Annotated in this window: 16 protein-coding genes and 1 pseudogene; 9 read left to right on the top strand and 8 right to left on the bottom strand. The window is 70.5% G+C overall.

Going from position 1 to position 18,153, the window contains the following annotated elements:
* Positions 1 to 56: 56 nt before the first annotated feature.
* Positions 57 to 614 carry a DUF2087 domain-containing protein gene (locus tag Afe05nite_RS23040; protein ID WP_203819244.1) on the top strand — a complete coding sequence of 186 codons (558 nt, stop codon included), beginning with the start codon at positions 57 to 59 and terminating at the stop codon, positions 612 to 614.
* A 5-nt stretch (positions 615 to 619) separates the two neighbouring features.
* Here Afe05nite_RS23040 and Afe05nite_RS23035 read toward each other — a convergent pair whose 3' ends face one another.
* The 5 genes from Afe05nite_RS23035 to Afe05nite_RS23015 all read right to left on the bottom strand — a co-directional run bounded on the left by Afe05nite_RS23035 (position 620) and on the right by Afe05nite_RS23015 (position 4,805).
* On the bottom strand, positions 620 to 1,036 hold the full coding sequence (locus Afe05nite_RS23035; protein ID WP_203819243.1) for a cytidine deaminase: 417 nt from the start codon (positions 1,034 to 1,036) through the stop codon (positions 620 to 622).
* Complete coding sequence (locus Afe05nite_RS23030; RefSeq protein ID WP_203819242.1) at positions 1,033 to 1,914, bottom strand: LLM class flavin-dependent oxidoreductase; 882 nt, start codon at positions 1,912 to 1,914, stop codon at positions 1,033 to 1,035. The genes Afe05nite_RS23035 and Afe05nite_RS23030 overlap by 4 nt, the downstream gene beginning before the upstream one ends.
* An 85-nt stretch (positions 1,915 to 1,999) precedes the next feature.
* Positions 2,000 to 3,964 carry a methyl-accepting chemotaxis protein gene (locus tag Afe05nite_RS43965; protein ID WP_239118120.1) on the bottom strand — a complete coding sequence of 655 codons (1,965 nt, stop codon included), beginning with the start codon at positions 3,962 to 3,964 and terminating at the stop codon, positions 2,000 to 2,002.
* Between the two features lie 229 nt (positions 3,965 to 4,193).
* Positions 4,194 to 4,529, bottom strand: coding sequence for a class I SAM-dependent methyltransferase (locus Afe05nite_RS23020; protein ID WP_239118119.1), 336 nt, complete (start codon positions 4,527 to 4,529; stop codon positions 4,194 to 4,196).
* 66 nt (positions 4,530 to 4,595) lie between these two features.
* Complete coding sequence (locus tag Afe05nite_RS23015) at positions 4,596 to 4,805, bottom strand: hypothetical protein (RefSeq protein ID WP_203819240.1); 210 nt, start codon at positions 4,803 to 4,805, stop codon at positions 4,596 to 4,598.
* A gap of 176 nt (positions 4,806 to 4,981) precedes the next feature.
* On the opposite strand from Afe05nite_RS23015, the gene Afe05nite_RS23010 reads away from it, so the two are divergent.
* Genes Afe05nite_RS23010 through Afe05nite_RS22990 form a run of 5 tightly spaced genes read left to right on the top strand, consistent with a single transcriptional unit; the run spans position 4,982 to position 9,641 of the window.
* Complete coding sequence (locus Afe05nite_RS23010) at positions 4,982 to 6,103, top strand: ABC transporter substrate-binding protein (RefSeq protein WP_239118118.1); 1,122 nt, start codon at positions 4,982 to 4,984, stop codon at positions 6,101 to 6,103.
* Entirely contained in the window at positions 6,096 to 6,971 is an 876-nt protein-coding gene (locus Afe05nite_RS23005; protein ID WP_203819238.1) for an ABC transporter permease, read from the top strand. Before Afe05nite_RS23010 ends, Afe05nite_RS23005 begins: the two co-directional genes overlap by 8 nt.
* A complete protein-coding gene (locus Afe05nite_RS23000) occupies positions 6,959 to 7,750 on the top strand; it encodes an ABC transporter permease (protein WP_203819237.1) in 792 nt (263 codons plus the stop codon). Before Afe05nite_RS23005 ends, Afe05nite_RS23000 begins: the two co-directional genes overlap by 13 nt.
* The gene (locus Afe05nite_RS22995; RefSeq protein WP_203819236.1) at positions 7,747 to 8,775 is read left to right on the top strand and encodes an ABC transporter ATP-binding protein; all 1,029 of its coding nucleotides are present in this window, start codon (positions 7,747 to 7,749) and stop codon (positions 8,773 to 8,775) included. Before Afe05nite_RS23000 ends, Afe05nite_RS22995 begins: the two co-directional genes overlap by 4 nt.
* A 56-nt stretch (positions 8,776 to 8,831) precedes the next feature.
* Entirely contained in the window at positions 8,832 to 9,641 is an 810-nt protein-coding gene (locus tag Afe05nite_RS22990) for a M15 family metallopeptidase (protein ID WP_239118117.1), read from the top strand.
* Between the two features lie 120 nt (positions 9,642 to 9,761).
* Here the strand turns inward: Afe05nite_RS22990 and Afe05nite_RS43960 are convergent.
* Positions 9,762 to 9,914: pseudogene (locus tag Afe05nite_RS43960) on the bottom strand (IS5/IS1182 family transposase); the annotation flags it as partial.
* Positions 9,915 to 9,955: 41 nt separating this feature from the next.
* On the opposite strand from Afe05nite_RS43960, the gene Afe05nite_RS22985 reads away from it, so the two are divergent.
* Positions 9,956 to 10,381 (top strand): Rrf2 family transcriptional regulator, encoded by a 426-nt coding sequence (locus Afe05nite_RS22985; protein WP_203819235.1) that lies wholly within the window; start codon positions 9,956 to 9,958, stop codon positions 10,379 to 10,381.
* The gene (locus Afe05nite_RS22980) at positions 10,378 to 10,962 is read left to right on the top strand and encodes an NIPSNAP family protein (RefSeq protein WP_203819234.1); all 585 of its coding nucleotides are present in this window, start codon (positions 10,378 to 10,380) and stop codon (positions 10,960 to 10,962) included. The genes Afe05nite_RS22985 and Afe05nite_RS22980 overlap by 4 nt, the downstream gene beginning before the upstream one ends.
* Before the next feature lie 107 nt (positions 10,963 to 11,069).
* Here Afe05nite_RS22980 and Afe05nite_RS22975 read toward each other — a convergent pair whose 3' ends face one another.
* Both Afe05nite_RS22975 and Afe05nite_RS22970 read right to left on the bottom strand, forming a co-directional pair.
* On the bottom strand, positions 11,070 to 11,888 hold the full coding sequence (locus Afe05nite_RS22975; RefSeq protein WP_203819233.1) for a helix-turn-helix transcriptional regulator: 819 nt from the start codon (positions 11,886 to 11,888) through the stop codon (positions 11,070 to 11,072).
* Positions 11,889 to 11,897: 9 nt separating this feature from the next.
* Complete coding sequence (locus Afe05nite_RS22970; protein ID WP_203819232.1) at positions 11,898 to 12,659, bottom strand: SDR family oxidoreductase; 762 nt, start codon at positions 12,657 to 12,659, stop codon at positions 11,898 to 11,900.
* Between the two features lie 446 nt (positions 12,660 to 13,105).
* Here Afe05nite_RS22970 and Afe05nite_RS22965 point away from each other — a divergent pair, with 446 nt between their 5' ends.
* Positions 13,106 to 18,097: a family 43 glycosylhydrolase gene (locus Afe05nite_RS22965; protein ID WP_203819231.1), complete on the top strand. Its 4,992-nt coding sequence runs from the start codon at positions 13,106 to 13,108 to the stop codon at positions 18,095 to 18,097.
* The last annotated feature ends 56 nt before the right edge of the window (positions 18,098 to 18,153 follow it).

The following is an 18,153-nucleotide window of genomic DNA, read 5'->3' as shown; positions in this document are numbered from 1 at the left end:
CGGGTGCGTCACGAAATCAGATGCACCCGGCGTGCCGGGCCCCCTACGGTGGGCGGATGTCCGCCGATGCCGCCCGCGCCGCCGAATTCCTGTCGCAGCTCGCCGTCCCCGCCCGGCTCGCGGCCTTCGCCGAGCTCGTGCGCCGGGGCCAGGAGGGCGCCACCCTCGCCGAGCTGGCCTACACGCTCGACGTCCCGATCCAGGAGGCCGGCAACCTGCTGGCCCGGCTCGCCGGTGCCGGGCTGGCCACCGGCACGGGCAACGGCGTCTACCGGGCCGACGCGTCGGTGCTGCGCGAGGCGGCCCAGGCGGTCGACCGGGCCCAGCCGATCGCTCCCCTGCTGGCCGATTTCCCGCAGCTGCGCGGCAACTTCGCGCACGGCCGGCTGAGCAGCCTGCCGCCCACCATGAGCGAGCGCTATCACCAGGTCGGCGAGTTGTTCGCGCGGTTCCTCGCGCTCGACGGCCCGCACACCGAGGCCGAGATCAACGGCCGGTTGTCCGCGGTCACCGACGACGTGGCGGGCGTGCGCCGGATGCTGGTCGAGACCGGGTGGCTGGAGCGCGACCGGGCCGGCACGACGTACGGCCCGGGAAACCGCTCACCGAGCTGACGTGATCAGTGGGTGTCCTGATAGGCGCGCAGCGTGCGCGGGCCGAACGCGTCGGGCAGCACCTCGTCGATGGTCTTGACGCCGCTGACGGTGTTCAGCAGCATGCCCTCGGCGGAGTGCTCGAAGAGCAACTGCCGGCACCGACCGCACGGCATCAGCGTGTTCCCGTCACCGTCGACGCACACGAAGGCCACCAGCGTCCCGCCGCCGGTCATGACCAGGTCGGTGAGCAGCGAGCATTCCGCGCACAGGCCCAGGCCGTAGGAAGCGTTCTCGATGTTCGCACCGCTGACGATCCGCCCGTCGTCGACCAGGGCGGCGGCGCCGACCGGGAAGTTCGAGTACGGGGCGTACGCCTTGGCCATCGCCTCGCGGGCCCGGTCGCGCAGGGTCTGCCAGGTCTGGTCGGTGATGGTGGTCATCGGGGGTCTCCTCCGGGCTGGATGGGCGTGATCAGCTCCTGCGCGACCCATCGTGCTACGCCGGGCGGGTAGGGCGCGGGCAGGCTCAGCACGATGTGACCGAAACCGCCGCCGACCGCCTCCGCGATCGTGTCGCGGGTGGTGGCGGGGGATTCGTAGGACACCGGCACGTTGAACGAGCGGACGATCTCGGCGGGATCGCGGCCGATCTCGGTGCAGTAGCGATCCAGCCGGGCACTGCGAGCCTGGATGTCAGCCATGCTCTCGCCGCCCGGAATGTTCCAGATGTCGGCGTGCTCGGCCGCGATGCGGAGCACCGCGTTCGACCGACCGGCGATCAGGAACGGCGGCTTGCGTACCGGCTTCGGGTTGCCGAAAGCGCCGGTCAGCCGCACGAAATCGCCGTGGAAGTCGAACGGTTCAGGGGCGCTCCAGAGCCGTTTGATGACTGTGCAGGCCTCGGCGAACCGGCCCACGGCGACCGGTGTCTCGTCGAAGGGCAGGCCGTGGGCGTCGTACTCCCGCTTTGCCAGGGGGTGTCCCGGCCGTGACCCGACGCCCAGGCCGAACACCATGCGGCCGTGCGAGACGACGTCGACAGTGGTGGCGATCTTGGCGAGCAGCGCCGGCGGCCGCACCCGATTGCTCGTCACGAGCAGACCCAGGTCGAGTCGCGACGTCCGGGCGGCGAGCGCCGACAGCAGGGTCCAGCCCTCGAGGGCGGGTCCGTCCGGGTCGCCGGCGATCGGCATCAGGTGGTCGAACAGCCACGCGTGCTCGATCTCCGCCACCTCGTCGGCCTCCTGCCAGACCCGCGCGATGTCGTCGTAGCCGACCTGCATCGGCGGCGTCATGATGCCGAAGCTGACCCTGGTCATCGGACCCCCTGAGAGTAATCGGAGCGTCGTTCCGCTTCAACGATACGGAGCGCGGTTCCATTTACCAAATCAAGGGTCGTGCACCTCAACAGCGGAAGGCGCCGACCAGCGCGGTGAGGTCGCTCGACAACTGCGTCAAGTTGGCCGCCGCCTGCTGGGTCGTGCCCGCGATGCCGGCGGTCGAGGACGCCACGTCGGCCACCCCGGTGATCGTGGTGGCGACGTCCCCGCTGTTCTGGGCCGCCTCCGTCACCGTACGGCTCATCTCCGCGGTCGTCGCCGTCTGCTCCTCGACGGCCGAGGCGATCGTCGTGGTGTAGTCGCCGATCTGCGTGATGACCTGCGCGATCTCGCCGATCGCCGCCGCCGCGGACGCGCTCGACAACTGAATCGCGCCGATCCGGGCGGTGATCTGCTCGGTGGCCTTGGCCGTCTCCTGCGCCAGATCCTTGACCTCCGACGCCACCACCGCGAAGCCCTTGCCCATGTCCCCGGCGCGGGCCGCCTCGATCGTCGCGTTGAGGGCCAGCAGATTCGTCTGCTCGGCGATCGCGTTGATCAGCCGGACCACCTCGCTGACCTCGGCGCTGGCCGCACCCAGCTCGGCGACCTGCTCGTTGGTGCGCTCGGCGACCCGCATCGCCTGGTTGGCCACCTGCGCCGCCTGCGAGGCGTTGGTGGAGATCTCGCCGATCGAGGCGGTCATCTGCTCGGCGCCGGCGGCGATCGAGTGCACGCCCGCGTTGACCTGCTCGCTGGCCGCGCGGGCGGACACCGCCCGGTCGGACGCGGTCGCGGCACCCGCCTGCAGCTGGGCGCTCACCGAGTTGAGGTCGCGGGCCGCCGCCGAGAGCAGGCCGGTCGACTCGCCGATGCCGCGGATGGTGACCGCGACCTTCTCGACGAACGTGTTGAACGCGTCGGCGAGCTGGCCGGCCTCGTCGTCGCGGGTCACCGAGACCCGCTGGGTCAGGTCGCCGTCGCCGTGCGAGATCTCCCGCATCCGGTCGCGCAGGCGCTCGATCGGCCGCAGTATGGTGCGGGCCAGGAAGAGGGCAACCACCGCGGCGAAGAGTACGGCCACCACGGTGATGAGCAGGCTGACGTGCCGCGTGGTGTTCGCGGCGGCCAGGATCGTGGCGGTCGGCACCGTGACGATCAGGGTCCACGTGTCGCTGCTGCCCAGGGAGACCGGCGTGGCGATCCGGAGGGTCTCCTCCCCGTTCAGCTCGGAAACTTGCTGGGTGCTCTTGCCGGCCCGCACCGCCGACGTCGCGAAGGCGAGGGCGTCCGCCGGAGCCGCCTTGCCGGCCAGGGCGGGGTCACCGCCCCCGATCACGGCTCCGGCCGTGCTGAGCAGGACGGCGCTGCCGGTGCCGAACGGCTTGATCCCGTCGACCATGGCCTGCAGGGTGTCCAGCTTCATGTCGAGGCCGGTCACCCCGACCGCCTTGCCGCCGCGGACCATCGGCACGGCCAGGGAGGTCATCAGGACCTCCGTGCCACCGACTTTGTACGCGTACGGCTCGATCACCTTCTCGGCGCCGGAATTCCTCGGCACCTGGTAGTAGTCGCCCGTACCCGCGACGGTGTAGTCGGTGAGCGGAGACAGACTGATCTTGTCGCCGTCCCGGAACCAGTACGGCACGAACCGGCCCGTACCGTCATGGCCCTCCGCTTTTTTGTACCGGTTGTCCTGCCCGTCGAAGGCGTCGGGTTCCCATCCGGTCCACACACCGAGGTAGTTGTCGTGCACGGTCAGCACCGCGCGCAGTTCGGCGGAGGCGACCTTGCGGCTCCCGTCGGTCGACGACACCGCGAGCATCGACTGGGCCAGGTCCTGCGCGGTGCCGAGGCCCCCGAGCACCACCTGTCGCACCGCGGCGGCGTTGCGCTGGGCAACCTCACCGGCATAGGCGAAACCGGTGTCGCGCGCATCGTCGGCGGTCCGGGCGGTGATGTACCAGACCACCGCACTCATCGCGATAACCAGCATCACCACCATGGAGGCGATGATCCGCACCTTGATCGTGAACCGGAACCGGCGCACTCAAACCCCCTCAGGACCCGACAGACCGCACCAACCTGTTCGGCCGAAACGCCAACGGGCTGAGATGTGCCGCCCCGGGGGTGCCCCGGGGGAGGCCGTGCGCGGTGTGGGCCGAGGGCGTGCGGGCCGGATGGGAGGACGTGCGGGGGGCGGGGAAGGTCGCACCGGGCCGGGGAGGAGGGCATGCGAGCGGGGGGAGGCCGCGCCGCGCCGGGGAGGGGCGAGGTGGTCAGCGGCGGGCGAACAGGAAGGCGCCGGTTGTGTCGGGTTCGGGGTGGTGGAGCAGTTCGGCCTCGGCGGTGAAGCCGGCCTCGGTCAGCCGGGCGACGACTGCGGCCGGGCGGCGGCGGTGGACGTGGAGGTTCATCGGGTGACCGCCGTACCCCTCGGTCTTGTGGTGGACGCTGTCGCCGGCCTTGATCGCCAGCAGCAGGGCGCCGCCGGGTCTGAGGACGCGGTGGAACTCGGCCAGGACCGTGCGCACCTCGTCGTCCGGGATGTGGATCAGGGAGAACCAGGCCAGCAGGCCGGTGAGCGACTCGTCGGCGAGGTCGAGGGCGGTCATTCCGGCAGACCGTCCCGCCATGCCGGCGGCCGGGTTCGCGTCCGGGGCGGAAGGCGGCGGGGGCGGTCAGCCGTCGGCGTGCCGCAGCAGGGAGTCGGCGATCTCGGCGACGGCGAGGAGCAGCGGCTGGGCGAAGATGAGCAGCGTCAGCGCGCCGGCCATGAGGAGGACCGCGGCCACGACGAGCAGTGTCATGTGGGTGGTGGCGTAACGCCACGCGCTGATCGGCTTGTCGGCCGCCAGCTCCAGGCCGTCGCCGTCCTCGAAGAAGATCACAGCGTGACTGTACGTCAGAGGTGGGCAGACATTCATGCTTATGAACGATGTGGGCTGCGCTACGAAATGACGGAAAGTCAACGGCTGTACTTGTCGAGGTCGTCTTTGCGCCATCAAGCACTTTCATGATCCACCCAGCGCGCACCGGACTCGGGGCGCCTGAAGGAGGATCTCAAGTGCGCACCCCTATCGGCCGTACCCTGGCCGTCGTCGTCGCTGCCACGACGGCCGTCGCGATCGCGGCCTGCTCGCCGCCGGAGAAGGACGACACCGCGGCCGCGGGTGGCGCGGCCACCGCCACCAGCGCCGCCGACCTCGGTGGCGTCGACGCGCTCGTTGCCGCGGCCAAGAAGGAGGGCCGGCTCAACGTCATCGCGCTGCCGCCGACCTGGGCCAACTACGGCGAGATCATCAAGGCGTTCGGCGACAAGTACGGCATCCAGGTGAACTCGGCGCAGCCGGACGGGTCGAGCCAGGACGAGATCAACGCCGCCAAGACGCTCAAGGGCCAGGACAAGGCGCCCGACGTGTTCGACCTCGGCGGCTCGGTGGCGTCGGCCAACACGACGATGTTCGCGCCGTACAAGGTGGCCACGTTCGGCGACATCCCGGACTCGCTCAAGGAGGCCGCCGGCACCTGGGTCAACGACTACGGCGGTTACATGTCGATCGGCTACGACAGCGCCAAGGTGCCGGCCCCGACAAGCGTGGCCGACCTGCTGAAGCTGGACTACAAGGGCAAGGTCGCGCTCAACGGCGACCCGACGCAGGCCGGCGCGGCGTTCGGCGGGGTGCAGATGGCCGCGATCGCGGACGGTGGCACCGCCGACGACATCACCAAGGGTGTCGGTTTCTTCGGCGACCTCAAGAAGGCCGGCAACTTCCTGCCGATCGACCCGACCGCGGCCACCATCGAATCGGGCCAGACCCCTGTCGTGTTCGACTGGGACTACCTGAATGTCGCTGAGGCCGCCAAGCTCAAGACCTGGAAGACCTTCATCCCGACGGGCGCGGTGCTCGGTTCGTACTATGTGCAGGCGATCAGCAAGGACGCCCCGCACCCGGCGGCCGCCCGCCTGTGGGAGGAGTTCCTCTACTCTGACGAGGGTCAGAACCTGTGGCTCAAGGGGGGCGCCCGCCCGGTCCGCGCCGACGCGATGCAGAAGGCCGGCACGCTCGACACGGCCGCCTTCGCGGCGCTGCCCAAGGTCGACGGCACCCCGGTCCTGCCGACCGAGGCGCAGAACACCAAGGCCAAGGAATACCTGACGGCGAACTGGGCCAAGGCCGTTGCCTGAGAAAGCTCTCGCGGCCCCGCGGCGAAAGCCGCGGGGCACCGCCCTGCTGGGCGCGGTCCCGTTCTTCGGGTACGTGGCGATCTTCCTGATCGTGCCCACTCTCGTGGTGGTGATCGGGGCGTTCGCCGGGACCGACGGCGCAGTCAGTTCCGCCAATGTCGAAGCGCTCACCAACGGCTACCTCCTGGACGCGTTCGGCCGCAGCATCGTGCTGTCCGCGGTGAGCGCGCTGGTCGGCGCGGTACTCGGCGCCCTGCTGGCCTATGCGCTGGTCACCGCGTCGGGGCTGGTGCGGCGGATCGCCACCTCGGCGGCCGGCGTGCTCGCCCAGTTCGGCGGCGTCACCCTGGCCTTCGCCTTTCTGGCGACGATCGGGCTCAGCGGTTTCGTCACGGTCTGGCTGCACGACCATCTGAGCATCGATCTGTACGCGAACGGGGTGTGGCTCTTCGAGCTACCGGGATTGATCCTGGTCTACACGTATTTCCAGATCCCGCTGATGGTGATCGTGTTCCTGCCCGCCCTCGACGGCGTCCGGCCGCAGTGGCGCGAAGCCACCGAAAGCCTCGGCGGCTCCACCTGGCAGTACTGGACCCGCGTCGCCGGGCCGTTGCTCGCCCCCGCATTCCTCGGTTCCACGTTGCTGCTTTTCGCCAACGCCTTTTCCGCGTACGCGACCGCGGCCGCCCTCGTCAGCCAGGGCAGCCCGATCATTCCGCTGCAGATCCGCGGCGCCCTCACCAGTGAGGTCGTGCTCGGCCAGCAGAACGTCGGCAAGGCGATGGCGCTCGGCATGGTCGTCGTGGTGGCCGTCGTCATGGGCCTCTATTCGCTGCTGGAGAGGAGAACCGCGAAATGGCTGGGGTGATCGCCCGCCGGCGGCGCAACCAGCGGGCCTTCCGGTGGGTCGTATTCGTCGTGCTCGGCGTCTTCTTCCTGCTCCCCCTGGCCGCGATGGTGGAATTCAGTGCTCGCGACTCGCAGACGTGGCCGCTCCTGGTGAACTGGCCGAAGCTCAGCGACACCTATCCCGATCTGGCCGACGGCATCGTCGCCTCGCTCGAACAGGCCGGGCTCACTGCCGTGCTGATGCTGGTGCTGCTCGTACCGACCGCCATCTGGGTGCGCCTGCGGCTTCCCCGGTTGCGCCGGACGGTCGAATTCCTGTGCCTGCTGCCGCTGACGATTCCGGCCATCGTGCTGGTCGTGGGGCTGGCACCGGTCTACGCCTGGGTCACGTACTTCCTCGGTGACTCTTCGTCGACGCTCGTTTTCGCGTACACCATCCTGGTCCTGCCTTATGCCTATCGCGCGATCGACGCGGGGCTTTCGGCAATCGACGTGCGGACCCTCGCCGAAGCCTCCCGGAGCCTCGGCGCCGGGTGGTCGACAGTCATCGTCCGCGTGGTGTTGCCGAACATCCGGTCGGCCGTTCTGTCCGCGGCATTCCTGACCGTCGCCCTGGTTCTCGGTGAATACACCATCGCGTCGTTGCTGAACCGCACGAATCTGCAGGTCTCCATCGCCCTGCTCGGAAAGAGCAGCGCCACCATGTCGGTGGCGGTCTCGCTGGCCGCGTTGCTTCTGGCCTTCGCTTTGCTGTTGCTTCTGTCGCTGGCCGGACGTTCCCGGAAGGACTCGAAATGAGCGGCGTCGCCGTGCACCTGGAAGGGTTGCGCCGCGCTTTCGGTTCGGTGCACGCCCTCGACGATCTCGACCTCGAAATCGCCGCGGGGGAGCTGATCGCGCTTCTCGGGCCGTCCGGCTGCGGCAAGACGACCGCGCTGCGCGTGCTGGCCGGCCTCGAGGACGCGGACAGCGGGCGGGTGCTGGTCGGCGGCAAGGACGTCACCGCACTGCCGGCCAACCGCCGCGACATGGGCATGGTGTTCCAGGCGTACAGCCTGTTCCCGCACCTCACCGCGCTGGAGAACGTCTCCTTCGGGCTGCGGTTGCGGGGTCGCCGGCGTGACCCGGGCCGGGCCGCCGCGATGCTCGACCTGGTCGGGCTGAGCGCGCACGGCCGGCGTTATCCCCACCAGATGTCCGGTGGGCAGCAGCAGCGGGTGGCGTTGGCCCGCGCGCTCGCGATCGAACCGGCCGTGCTGCTGCTCGACGAGCCGCTGTCGGCGCTCGACGCCAAGGTGCGGGTGCAGCTGCGTGAGGAGATCCGGCGGATCCAGACCGAGGTCGGGACCACCACCCTGTTCGTCACCCATGATCAGGAAGAGGCGCTCGCGGTCGCCGACCGGGTCGGGGTCATGCGGGCCGGGCGGCTCGAGCAGCTGGCCCCGCCCGCCGTCGTCTACCAGCAGCCGGCCGGCGCGTTCGTCGCCGACTTCGTCGGCTTGAGCAACCGGCTGCCCGGCGTCGTCTCCGGGCCGGTGGTGGCGGTGCTCGGCACGGAACTTCCGCTCATCACGCCGGCCGCGGCCGGCCGGGTCACCGCTCTGGTACGACCGGAAGCCGTCGACGTGACACCCGACCCCGACGGCTCGGGAAGGGTACTGACCAGCAGTTTCCTCGGCTCGACAAGCCGGGTGACGGTGGCCGTCGCAGAGACGCTCGTCGTTGCCCAGGTGGCGAGCGGCCAGTTGCCGTCGCTCACCCCGGGAACCGCGGTGCGGCTGACGCTCCAGCCCGTACCCGTCGCCCTCGATCCTGGGAACTGAGAAAAGTTTCGCGTTTCGCCCACGACACGTGAGACGCCTTCGTACGGTCGGTAACCGTGCGCCTGAAACGACTGCTAGCCGCCCTGCTCGTCCTGGTCGTCCCGGCATCCGTCCTGCCGGGGCGACCTGCTTCGGCAGCGTCCCGCCCCGGCGCGGTCTGGCACGTGGTGGCCCCCGGCGACACCATGGACAGCATCGCCCGGGCCGCCCGCCTGCGGGTCGCGGACATCGGCCGCTGGAACCAGATCGTCCCGCCCTACCCGGTGCACGTCGACGAGACGTTGCGCCTGACCCCGCCCCGGGTGCAGCTGCGGGACTGGCGCACGAGCGTGGAAGCCGTCACGCCCGCGATGGTCAACTGGAACCCGGCCGTCGGCTGCCCGGTCCCGCCGGCCGCCCTCCGCCGGGTCTGGGTGTCCTACATCGACCTGCAGGGCGACTACCACGACGGCAGCATCATCGTGCACCGCGACGTCGTCACCCGGATCCAGAAGATCTTCTTCACCCTGTTCCGCTGGCGCTACCGCATCATGGCCATGGCCCCGATGTCGGTGAACATGCCCGGCGAGACCGACATGGGCATCGTCACGGCCGGCTACAACTGCCGCCCGGTCGGCGGCACCGACGTCTGGTCCGAGCACGCCTACGGCGTCGCCATCGACATCAACCCGCTGCAGAACCCGATGATGCGCAACGGCTCGGTGTCACCGGCCGGCGGCCACGCCTACCTGAACCGCCGTTCCTACAAGATCGGCATGATCCACCCCGAGGGCGCCGGCCGCGCGTTCACCACGAACGGCTACTTCTGGGGCGGCAACTGGCGAAGTCTGAAGGACTACATGCACTTCAGCCTCACCAACAAGTGAGACCTGGTCATCTGTAGATCAACTCGCGCTCTGGGCCGGGCCGGGCCGCAGAACGGTCCAACCCGTTTCGCCCGGGGTCGCCGCGCCGGTGGGGCGGCGGCACAGAGCAGGGCGATCGCTTCCCGGACGTGGGCGGGTGCAGATGTCGCCGTCGCGCCAATGGGCCAGGGCGGGCAGGACCTGGCGGCCCGGATTCAGCCGCCGCCCTCGGGATCTGCGCTGCCGGCGGCCGGGGATCCGGTCGGCAAGGTGGTTCGGAGTCCGGCGTAACAGAAACGGTTGCTTTTGAGACGCGTGTCGGCGAGGCTGTCGGGATGACCGCCAACAGCAAGTTGACGATCGCCGCCCACGCCCTCGCATGGCTGGAACTGGCCAGGCGCCGGGGTCGGGAAGTGCTCACCTCCGAGGAGGTGGCGGCCAGCGTCAACACCAACGCGGTCATCGTCCGACGCAGCCTCGGCGACCTGCAACGGGCCGGCCTGGTGCGGGCGCGTCGCGGAAATGGCGCGGGTTTCTCGCTGGGTCGCTCAGCGGCCGAGATCAGCCTGCTGGACATCTGGCTCGCCGTCTCGGCGGAGCCTCTCCTCGCCCTCCACCGTTCCGAGCCGAACCTGGAATGCCCGGTCGGGCGCGGAATCCGTCCGGTGCTCACCGACCTCTACGACGAAGCGACCAACGCGTTCCGGGCGGCGCTGGCGCGCTCGACCGTCGACGACGTACTGGAAAGGATCCTCCGATGATCGTCGAGTTGCGCCGATACACCCTGCGCGAGGGCCGCCGCGACGAACTCATCGACCTGTTCGACCGCGAGTTCATCGAGTCCCAGGAGGATCTGGGGATGGCCGTGCTGGGCCAGTTCCGCGACCGCGACCGACCCGACCAATTCGTGTGGCTGCGCGGATTCGCCGACATGCCATCGCGCCGGACCGCCCTGACGGCCTTCTACACCGGCCCGGTGTGGGCCGAGCACGGACCGGCGGCCAATGCGACGATGCTCGACTCGGACGACGTCATGCTGCTCCGCGAGATCGTCGCGGTTCCGGTATTCGACCGTGGTGCCGCCGAACCCGAAGCAATTCTGTACGCGACAGTTTGGTATTCGGCCGACCCGTTCCCCGACCCCGTACCGACCCCGGAGGACACCCTTGCGGTACTGCGGACCGAGTACGCGGCGAACAACTTCCCCCGGCTCCCGGTTCGGGAAGGGGAACACGCGCTGGTCTGGCTCACCCGCGCACCCTTGCAGGGGGAGGTCCCCGCGGAGGTCGTGAAGACCGAGAGCTTCCGACTCGGCCCAACCCACCGCTCCACCCTCTACTGAGTCCGGCGGGCCCGCAGCCGGCGGAGCGCGACCACAGATCTGGTACCTCGACTGCGCTGTCCTGCACTGGGCTCTGCCCTTACGTTCGCGATTTTCCGGTGGGTCAATCAGGTGCCGGCGAGAGAAGCGAGGAGGGCGAGCTTCTCCGCGCTCTCACTTCCGGCCTCGGCGTAGTAGAGGACGAGGAGCAGCCCATGGACGGGGAGCTTGTCGCGATGCAGTACCAACTCGCCCACCATCGGGTGCAGCACGGTGGTGCTGCCGCCCTCGAGCCGGCGCACGTCATGGCGGCCCCAGAGCTCCCGGAATCGCCCGCTTTCCAGCGACAACTCGCCGATCAGCTCGACGAACCGGCGGTCGTCGGGGTTCGTCCCGGCCTGCTCTCGGAACGCGGCGACGAACCCGGCGGCCGACGTGGCCCAGTCCTTCTGGAAGGCTTGCTCCTCGGGGTCGAGCAAGAGCGAGCGTAGCCGGTTCTGCCCTGGCTGCAGGCGGGGTGAGAGGGCGATTGCCAGCTTGTTGGCGGCGAGCACGTCGAAGGCGCGTCCCTCGACAAATGCCGGTACGCCGACTGCCGACAGCAGGTGGTGCAGCCGTGCGGGTACCCGCTCCGGCGACGTACGCGTCTTGCGCAGTCGTGGCAGCGGCTGGACGAGACCGGACAGGTAACGGCGTTCGGTCTCGTCCAGTTGCAGCACCCGGGCGAGCGCGTCGAGCACCTGGGGTGACGGACGGGTGTCCCGGCCACGTTCGAGGCGCAGGTAATAGTCGGTGCTGATGCCGGCCAGCATCGCGACCTCCTCGCGACGCAGGCCGGGCACCCGACGGATCGGTCCCGGCGGGATGCCGGCCTGTTCCGGGCGAATCAGCGCCCGCCGGGCCTTGAGGTAGGAACCGAGCCGGTTCGTCGGCGTGTCGTCGGCCATCCCTGATCGTCAGCCCTTGGTGCGGCTGGGCAGCGCGGCGAGCGCCTGCGAACGCTGCGCCACGAGGTCGTGGTAGGTGCCGTCGCGCTCGGCCCATCGATGCATGAGTACGCCCTCCACGAGAATCTCCCGAGGCGTCGGGTCCTGCGCGAGCAAGCTCATGACTTCGGCGCCGAACGCATCCAGAGCGAGTGCGTGGGGATTGCTGCTGCCGATGCGGGTGGCGACCGCCGGTGGCACCAGTTCCGCTACCTCGACGCCGGTGCCGGCGAGTTGGGCGCGCAGCGCCTCGCTGTAGGCGTGCACGCCGGCCTTCGACGCGCCGTAGGTGGGCATCAGCGGGAAAGGAAGGAAGCCGATTCCGGAGCTGACGGTGACGACCGTTGCGGCGCGACGGGCGACGAGATGGGAAATGAAGGCGTCGATGACGCGGATGGTGCCGAGCAGGTTGACGTCGATGATGGTTCGAGCGGTGGCGAAGTGCGCCGGGTCCTGGAGGTCTTCCGCTGCTCCGGTGCCGGCCATCGTGACGATCACGTCGAGGTCGGGGTGTGACCGCAGCACGTCGTCACGGGCGCGGGCCACCGAAGCGGCATCAGTGACATCGATTTCGACGGCACCGAACCCCTCCGCGGTGAGCTTCTCCAGTAGCTCGGTGGTGCGTCCTCCGACGACCACGTCGCTGCCGGCTGCCCGGAAGCGGCGCGCCAGCTCGAGCCCGATGCCTGAAGTGCCGCCGACCACGAATACGGAACGTGACTCGATGTTCATGTCTCCCACGCTAAGCCGCTGAAGCCCCAGCAGGGGAGGCCCCGCCAGGACCCCGGCACGGACACCCCTCCCCCCTGCTGATGACAAAGTCATCTGAAGCTGCCTGGGCGGCGCCGTCATCTCGCGTGGTTTCAGGCCCTGCGGCAGTCGGCATTCGTGACCGGCGAGCACCTCGCCCGCCGATCAGACCCGGGGAAGCGCCACGGAAGCGGCGCGCGACTCCTGACGCGTTCCTCTCTCGCGCAGTTCCGATTCCGGGCCCGGGCCCGGGCCGGTGCTCAGCGAGGTCGGCCCGGTCGAGATCACCGAGCCTCACGACGACGCAGGTTATGCGGGGAAGTCGTACATGTAAATATCTTGACGGGCGTGATTGTTATCGTTAACAATCTGCGGCAACCTGGCGCCGGATACGACCGCGGTGCCTCCGCCCCCTGATTGAGGCCGCCGTGGTTGCCGCCGTTCGCCGTCCCCTCGTTCACCTCCTCGTCGCCCTGCTCACCGCGGCCGTCGCGCTCACCGTGCCGCCGGCCGCCGCGGCCGCGGCCACCGACGACGGGCTGGTGCTGCGCTACGACCTCGACCAGACCACCGGCACCGCCGTCACCGACGCCTCCGGCCACGGCCGCACCGGCACCCTGGTGGGCGGCGCCGCCTGGTCCGGCGGCGCCCTCAAGTTCGCCGGCACCGACGGCTACGTGCGGCTGCCGGGCAACGTCCTCGCCGGACTGGCCCAGCTCACCGTCACGGTCGACGTGCTCGTCGACCCGGCGCAGGCCACGCCGTACATGATCTGGGCGATGGGCAACACCGACGCCGCCGGCGTCGGCAACGGCTACCTCTTCAGCACCGGCGACACCTATCGCGCGTCGATCGCGAGCGGCAACTGGTCGACCGAGCAGACCGTGCAGTCGACGGCGGCGCTCCCGCGCGGGGTGTGGCAGAGCCTCGCCTACACGCTGAACGGCTCCGGGGTGGCCACCGCGTACCTCAACGGCCGGCCGGTCGCCACGCGCAGCGGCGTCACGCTGACTCCGGCGAGCCTCGGCGGTGGCGTCACCGCCGCCAACTACCTGGGCCGGTCCGTCTACACCGCCGACGCCTACCTGCGCGGGCAGGTCCGCAACTTCCGGATCTACGACCGGGCGCTGTCCGCCACCGAGACGGCCGGCCTGGCCATCAGCGACAGCGTCCGGGTCGCGGCCGACGCGGCGACGCTGACGCTCGGCGACACCGGCGCGGTGACCGGCGATCTCACCCTGCCGGCGACCGGGCCGGCCTACGGCAGCGCGATCACCTGGACGTCGTCCGACCCGTCGGTGATCAGCGAGAGCGGGGTGGTCACCCGGCCGGCCACCGACGAGCAGGTCACCCTGACCGCGACGATCAGCAGCGGCGACGTGCGCGACACCCGCACCTTCACGGTCACCGTACGGGCCGACCTGTCCGACCCCGAGAAGGCCGCCAGAGCCGCCGAGGCGCTCACCGTGGCCAACCTCGACGACGCCCGCGGTAACCTCACCCTGCCCGCGACCGGCGGCTACGGCAGCCGGATCGCCTGGGCGTCGGCCGACCCGGCGACCGTGACCGCCACCGGCGAGGTGCGGCGCCCGGCGGCCGGCAGCGCGGCCCGCAAGGTGGCGCTGACCGCGACGATCCGCGTCGGAGCGGCCGAGACCAGCCGCACGTTCACCGCGACCGTGCCCGCGCTGCCCGCCCCGTCGCCGCCGGCCGGCTACGCGTTCGCCTACTTCACCGGCAACACCGTCGCCGGCGAGAAGATCTACTTCGCGGCCAGCGAGGGCAACGACGCGCTGAAGTGGAAGGAGCTCAACGGCGGCAACCCGGCTCTCGCCTCCACACTGGGCACCAAGGGCCTGCGCGACCCGTTCCTGATCCGCTCCCCGGAGGGCGACAAGTTCTACCTCATCGCCACCGACCTGTCGATCGGCGGCGGCACCTCCTGGGACTCCTCGCAGCGTCAGGGCAGCCGTTACCTCGAGGTCTGGGAATCCACCGACCTGGTCAACTGGGGGCAACAGCGGCACGTGCTGGTGTCGCCGCCGACGGCCGGCAACACCTGGGCGCCCGAGGCGTTCTGGTCGGCCGAACTCGGCTCGTACGTCGTCTACTGGGCCTCGAAGATCTATGCCGGGTCGGACCCCGGGCACACCGGCAACACCTACAACAAGATGCTGTACGCGACCACGCGTGACTTCGTGACCTTCAGCGACGCCAAGGTGTGGCAGGACTTCGGCTCCTCCCGCATCGACAGCACGGTCATCGCCGAGGGCGGTGCCTACCACCGGTTCACCAAGGACGAGGGCGGGGTCACCGGCTGCAGCGACATCATCCAGGAGCGGGCCGACTCGCTGGTGGCGGTCGACGACGTGGCCGACCCGGCCTGGGACCCCAAGAACCCGAAGTGGACGATCGTCACCTCCTGCATCGGCAAAGCCGCCGGTACCTCGGCCGTGGAGGGACCGACCGCGTTCAAGGCCAACCCCGGCGACACCTCCGGCTCGAAGTACTACCTGTTCGTCGACGAGTACGGCGGCCGCGGCTACATCCCGCTCGGCACCGACGACCTGAACCACCCGCAGTGGCGGGTGCCGGCCTCCTACAAGCTGCCGGCCAGCCCCCGGCACGGCACGGTCCTGCCGGTCACCAAGGCCGAACTCGACCGGCTCACCGGCGTGCCGCAGCCGCTGCCGGCCGGTGCCGACGGGCTGATCGCCCGGTACCCGCTGGACACCGGAACCGCCGACGCCTCCGGCAACGGCAACGACGCCAAACTCAGCGGCGGCGCCACCTTCACCGGCGGCAGCCTCTCCTTCGGCGGCACCGACGGCTACGTCAAGCTCCCGGACAACGCCCTCGCCGGGCTGGCCGCCATGACGGTCTCGGCCGAGGTGTGGGTGGACCCGGCCCAGCAGACCCCCTACTTCCTGTGGGGGATGGGCAACACGACGTCCGCGGGCGCCGGCAACGGCTACGTCTTCAGCACCGGCGACAGCGCCTACCGCGCGGCGATCGCCTCGGGTAACTGGACCACCGAACAGAACGCCACGAGCGGCGCTCCACTGCCGCGGGGCGCGTGGCACACCATCACGTACACCCTGGGCGGCGGAGCCGCGACGCTCTACCTCGACGGCCGGCAGGTCGCGGTCAACCCGGCGGTCGCGCTGACCCCCGGCTCGATCGGCGGCGGCGTCACCACCGCCAACTACCTCGGACGCTCGGCCTACACCGCGGACAAGTACTTCAAGGGCAAGATGCGCGACTTCCGCCTCTACAACCGGGCCCTCCCGGCCGGCGAGGTGGCCGGGATCGGCCCGAACGCGACAATGGTGACCGCGGTGACGCTGGACAGCCTCAAGGCGCCGGCGCTCATCGACGCCGACGCGGGCACCATCGTGCTGCCGGTCAAGCCCGGCACCGACACACGTGCCCTCGCCCCGCGGTTCACCGTCGCCGCCGGTTCCACGGTCGCCGGCGCCGAGGCCGGGGACTGGTCGCGGCCGCGGCCGATCACCGTGACCGGCCCGGCCGGGGCGAAGCGCACCTACACGGTGACGACCCGGGTGATGCGCTCGCCGGTCCTGCCCGGCCTGTACGCCGACCCGAACATCGTGCGCTTCGGCGACACCTACTACATCTACGCGACCACCGACGGCTTCGACGGGTGGAGCGGCACCACGTTCACCGTCTGGTCGTCCACCGACCTGGCCACCTGGACCCGCCACGGCACGATCCTCGATCTGGCCGACGTGAGCTGGGCGCACACCAACGCCTGGGCGCCGACCGCGGCGTACGCGAACGGGAAGTACTACTTCTACTTCTGCGCCGCCGGCAACATCGGGGTGGCCACCGCGGACTCGCCGACCGGACCGTTCACCGACTCCGGCGCCCCGCTCGTCGACCGCGCCGACTTCGGCGGCGCCCAGCAGATCGACCCGGCGGTGTTCACCGACGACTCCGGGCAGAGCTACCTGTACTGGGGCAACGGCACCGCGTACGTGGCGCCGCTGAACGCGGACATGACCTCGCTGGGCCAGCGCCGGCCGATCACCGGGCTCCCCGACTTCCGCGAGGGCCTGTTCATGAACAAGCGCAGCGGGCTTTACCACCTGACCTACTCGATCGACGACACCCGCAGCCCGGACTACCGGGTCGGCTACGCCACCGCGACCAGCCCGTACGGTCCGTTCACCGCTCGTGGCGTCATCCTGGCCAAGGACCCGGTGCTGGGCATCCTGGGCACCGGGCACAGCTCGATCGTGCAGGTGGCCGGGACCGACGAGTGGTACATCGCGTACCACCGGTTCGCGATCCCGGGTGGTGACGGCACCCACCGCGAGACCACCCTGGACCGGGTCTACTTCGACACCGACGGCCTGCTCAAGCCGGTGGTACCGACGCTGGAGAGCGTCGACCCGCTCACCTACGACGGTGTGCCGCCGACGTCCAACCTGCCGGCCTCCGGGTGGCTGGGCGCCGGCGCGACCCTCACGCTCACCGGTGGTTCCGGCAACAGCGAGCTGCAGTACGCGCTGACCCCGGGCACCTGGCTGCCGTACACCGGGCCGGTCACCCTGCCCGCGGGCAGTTACCCGGTGTCCTACCGGGCCCGGGGCGCCAACCTGAGGTACAGCGCCCCGGTGGAGACACGGGTGCAGGTCGACGTGGAGGCGCCGATGACCGGGGCGCGGGTCGCCACGGCCGGTACCCGGTCGACGGTGACGCTGAGCGCGCAGGACGCCGACTCCGGGGTGGCGTCGATCAGCTACCGGACCGGCGCCGGCGGATGGCTCACCTACACCGCACCGTTCACCGTCACCGGGGTGCAGCGCATCGAGTTCACGGCCGTCGACCGGGCCGGGAACACCGCCGCGCCGCAGGCCGTCACCGTGCCCCTGAGCCGGGACACCACCGGCCCGACGGTGGTCGCCGGCACCAGCCCGGCGCGGGCCACCGGGGCGAACGGCTGGTTCACCACCGGCGTCGTGGTGTTCGCGGTGGCCGTCGATCCATCCGGCATCGCGTCGCGGGAGTACCGCGTCGGCAGCGGCGGGTGGCGCGCCTACACCGGGCCGATCCCGGTGCGCGACGGCGTGACGACGATCCGGATCCGGGCCACCGACAGCTGGGGCAACCGGTCGGCGGAACGGGTCGTCACCGTCAAACGGGACATCGCCCGGCCGACGGCGAGCGCGCGGACGGCGGCCACGAAGCGGTCCGTGACGGTCCGGCTGTCCGGCTCCGACGCCACCTCCGGGGTACGCGGCGTGCAGTACCGGGCGGACGGCGGCCGCACCTGGCGCACCTACCAGAAGCCGGTGAAGGTCACCGGCAAGGGCCGGCACGTGATCACCTACCGGGCGATCGACAAGGCCGGCAACGTCGGCGGCACGCGAACGGTCAGCTTCCGGATCCGCTGACCGTCCACGGTGGCGGGCCGGGTCGTCGACCCCGGCCCGCCACCGCCCGGCCGCGG

Source organism: Paractinoplanes ferrugineus, assembly GCF_016862195.1.
Classification (GTDB): domain Bacteria; phylum Actinomycetota; class Actinomycetes; order Mycobacteriales; family Micromonosporaceae; genus Actinoplanes; species Actinoplanes ferrugineus.
This window is presented reverse-complemented; position numbering and strand designations above follow the sequence as displayed.

Bases quoted from the DNA above. Each gene is read 5' to 3' on its own strand.
- Afe05nite_RS23030 (WP_203819242.1), bottom strand. From the start codon at position 1,914: ATGACCAGGGTCAGCTTCGGCATCATGACGCCGCCGATGCAGGTCGGC.
- Afe05nite_RS22995 (WP_203819236.1), top strand. From the start codon at position 7,747: ATGAGCGGCGTCGCCGTGCACCTGGAAGGGTTGCGCCGCGCTTTCGGT.
- Afe05nite_RS23020 (WP_239118119.1), bottom strand. From the start codon at position 4,529: ATGACCGCCCTCGACCTCGCCGACGAGTCGCTCACCGGCCTGCTGGCC.
- Afe05nite_RS22970 (WP_203819232.1), bottom strand. From the start codon at position 12,659: ATGAACATCGAGTCACGTTCCGTATTCGTGGTCGGCGGCACTTCAGGC.
- Afe05nite_RS23035 (WP_203819243.1), bottom strand. From the start codon at position 1,036: ATGACCACCATCACCGACCAGACCTGGCAGACCCTGCGCGACCGGGCC.
- Afe05nite_RS23040 (WP_203819244.1), top strand. From the start codon at position 57: ATGTCCGCCGATGCCGCCCGCGCCGCCGAATTCCTGTCGCAGCTCGCC.
- Afe05nite_RS23000 (WP_203819237.1), top strand. From the start codon at position 6,959: ATGGCTGGGGTGATCGCCCGCCGGCGGCGCAACCAGCGGGCCTTCCGG.
- Afe05nite_RS22975 (WP_203819233.1), bottom strand. From the start codon at position 11,888: ATGGCCGACGACACGCCGACGAACCGGCTCGGTTCCTACCTCAAGGCC.
- Afe05nite_RS22985 (WP_203819235.1), top strand. From the start codon at position 9,956: ATGACCGCCAACAGCAAGTTGACGATCGCCGCCCACGCCCTCGCATGG.
- Afe05nite_RS22980 (WP_203819234.1), top strand. From the start codon at position 10,378: ATGATCGTCGAGTTGCGCCGATACACCCTGCGCGAGGGCCGCCGCGAC.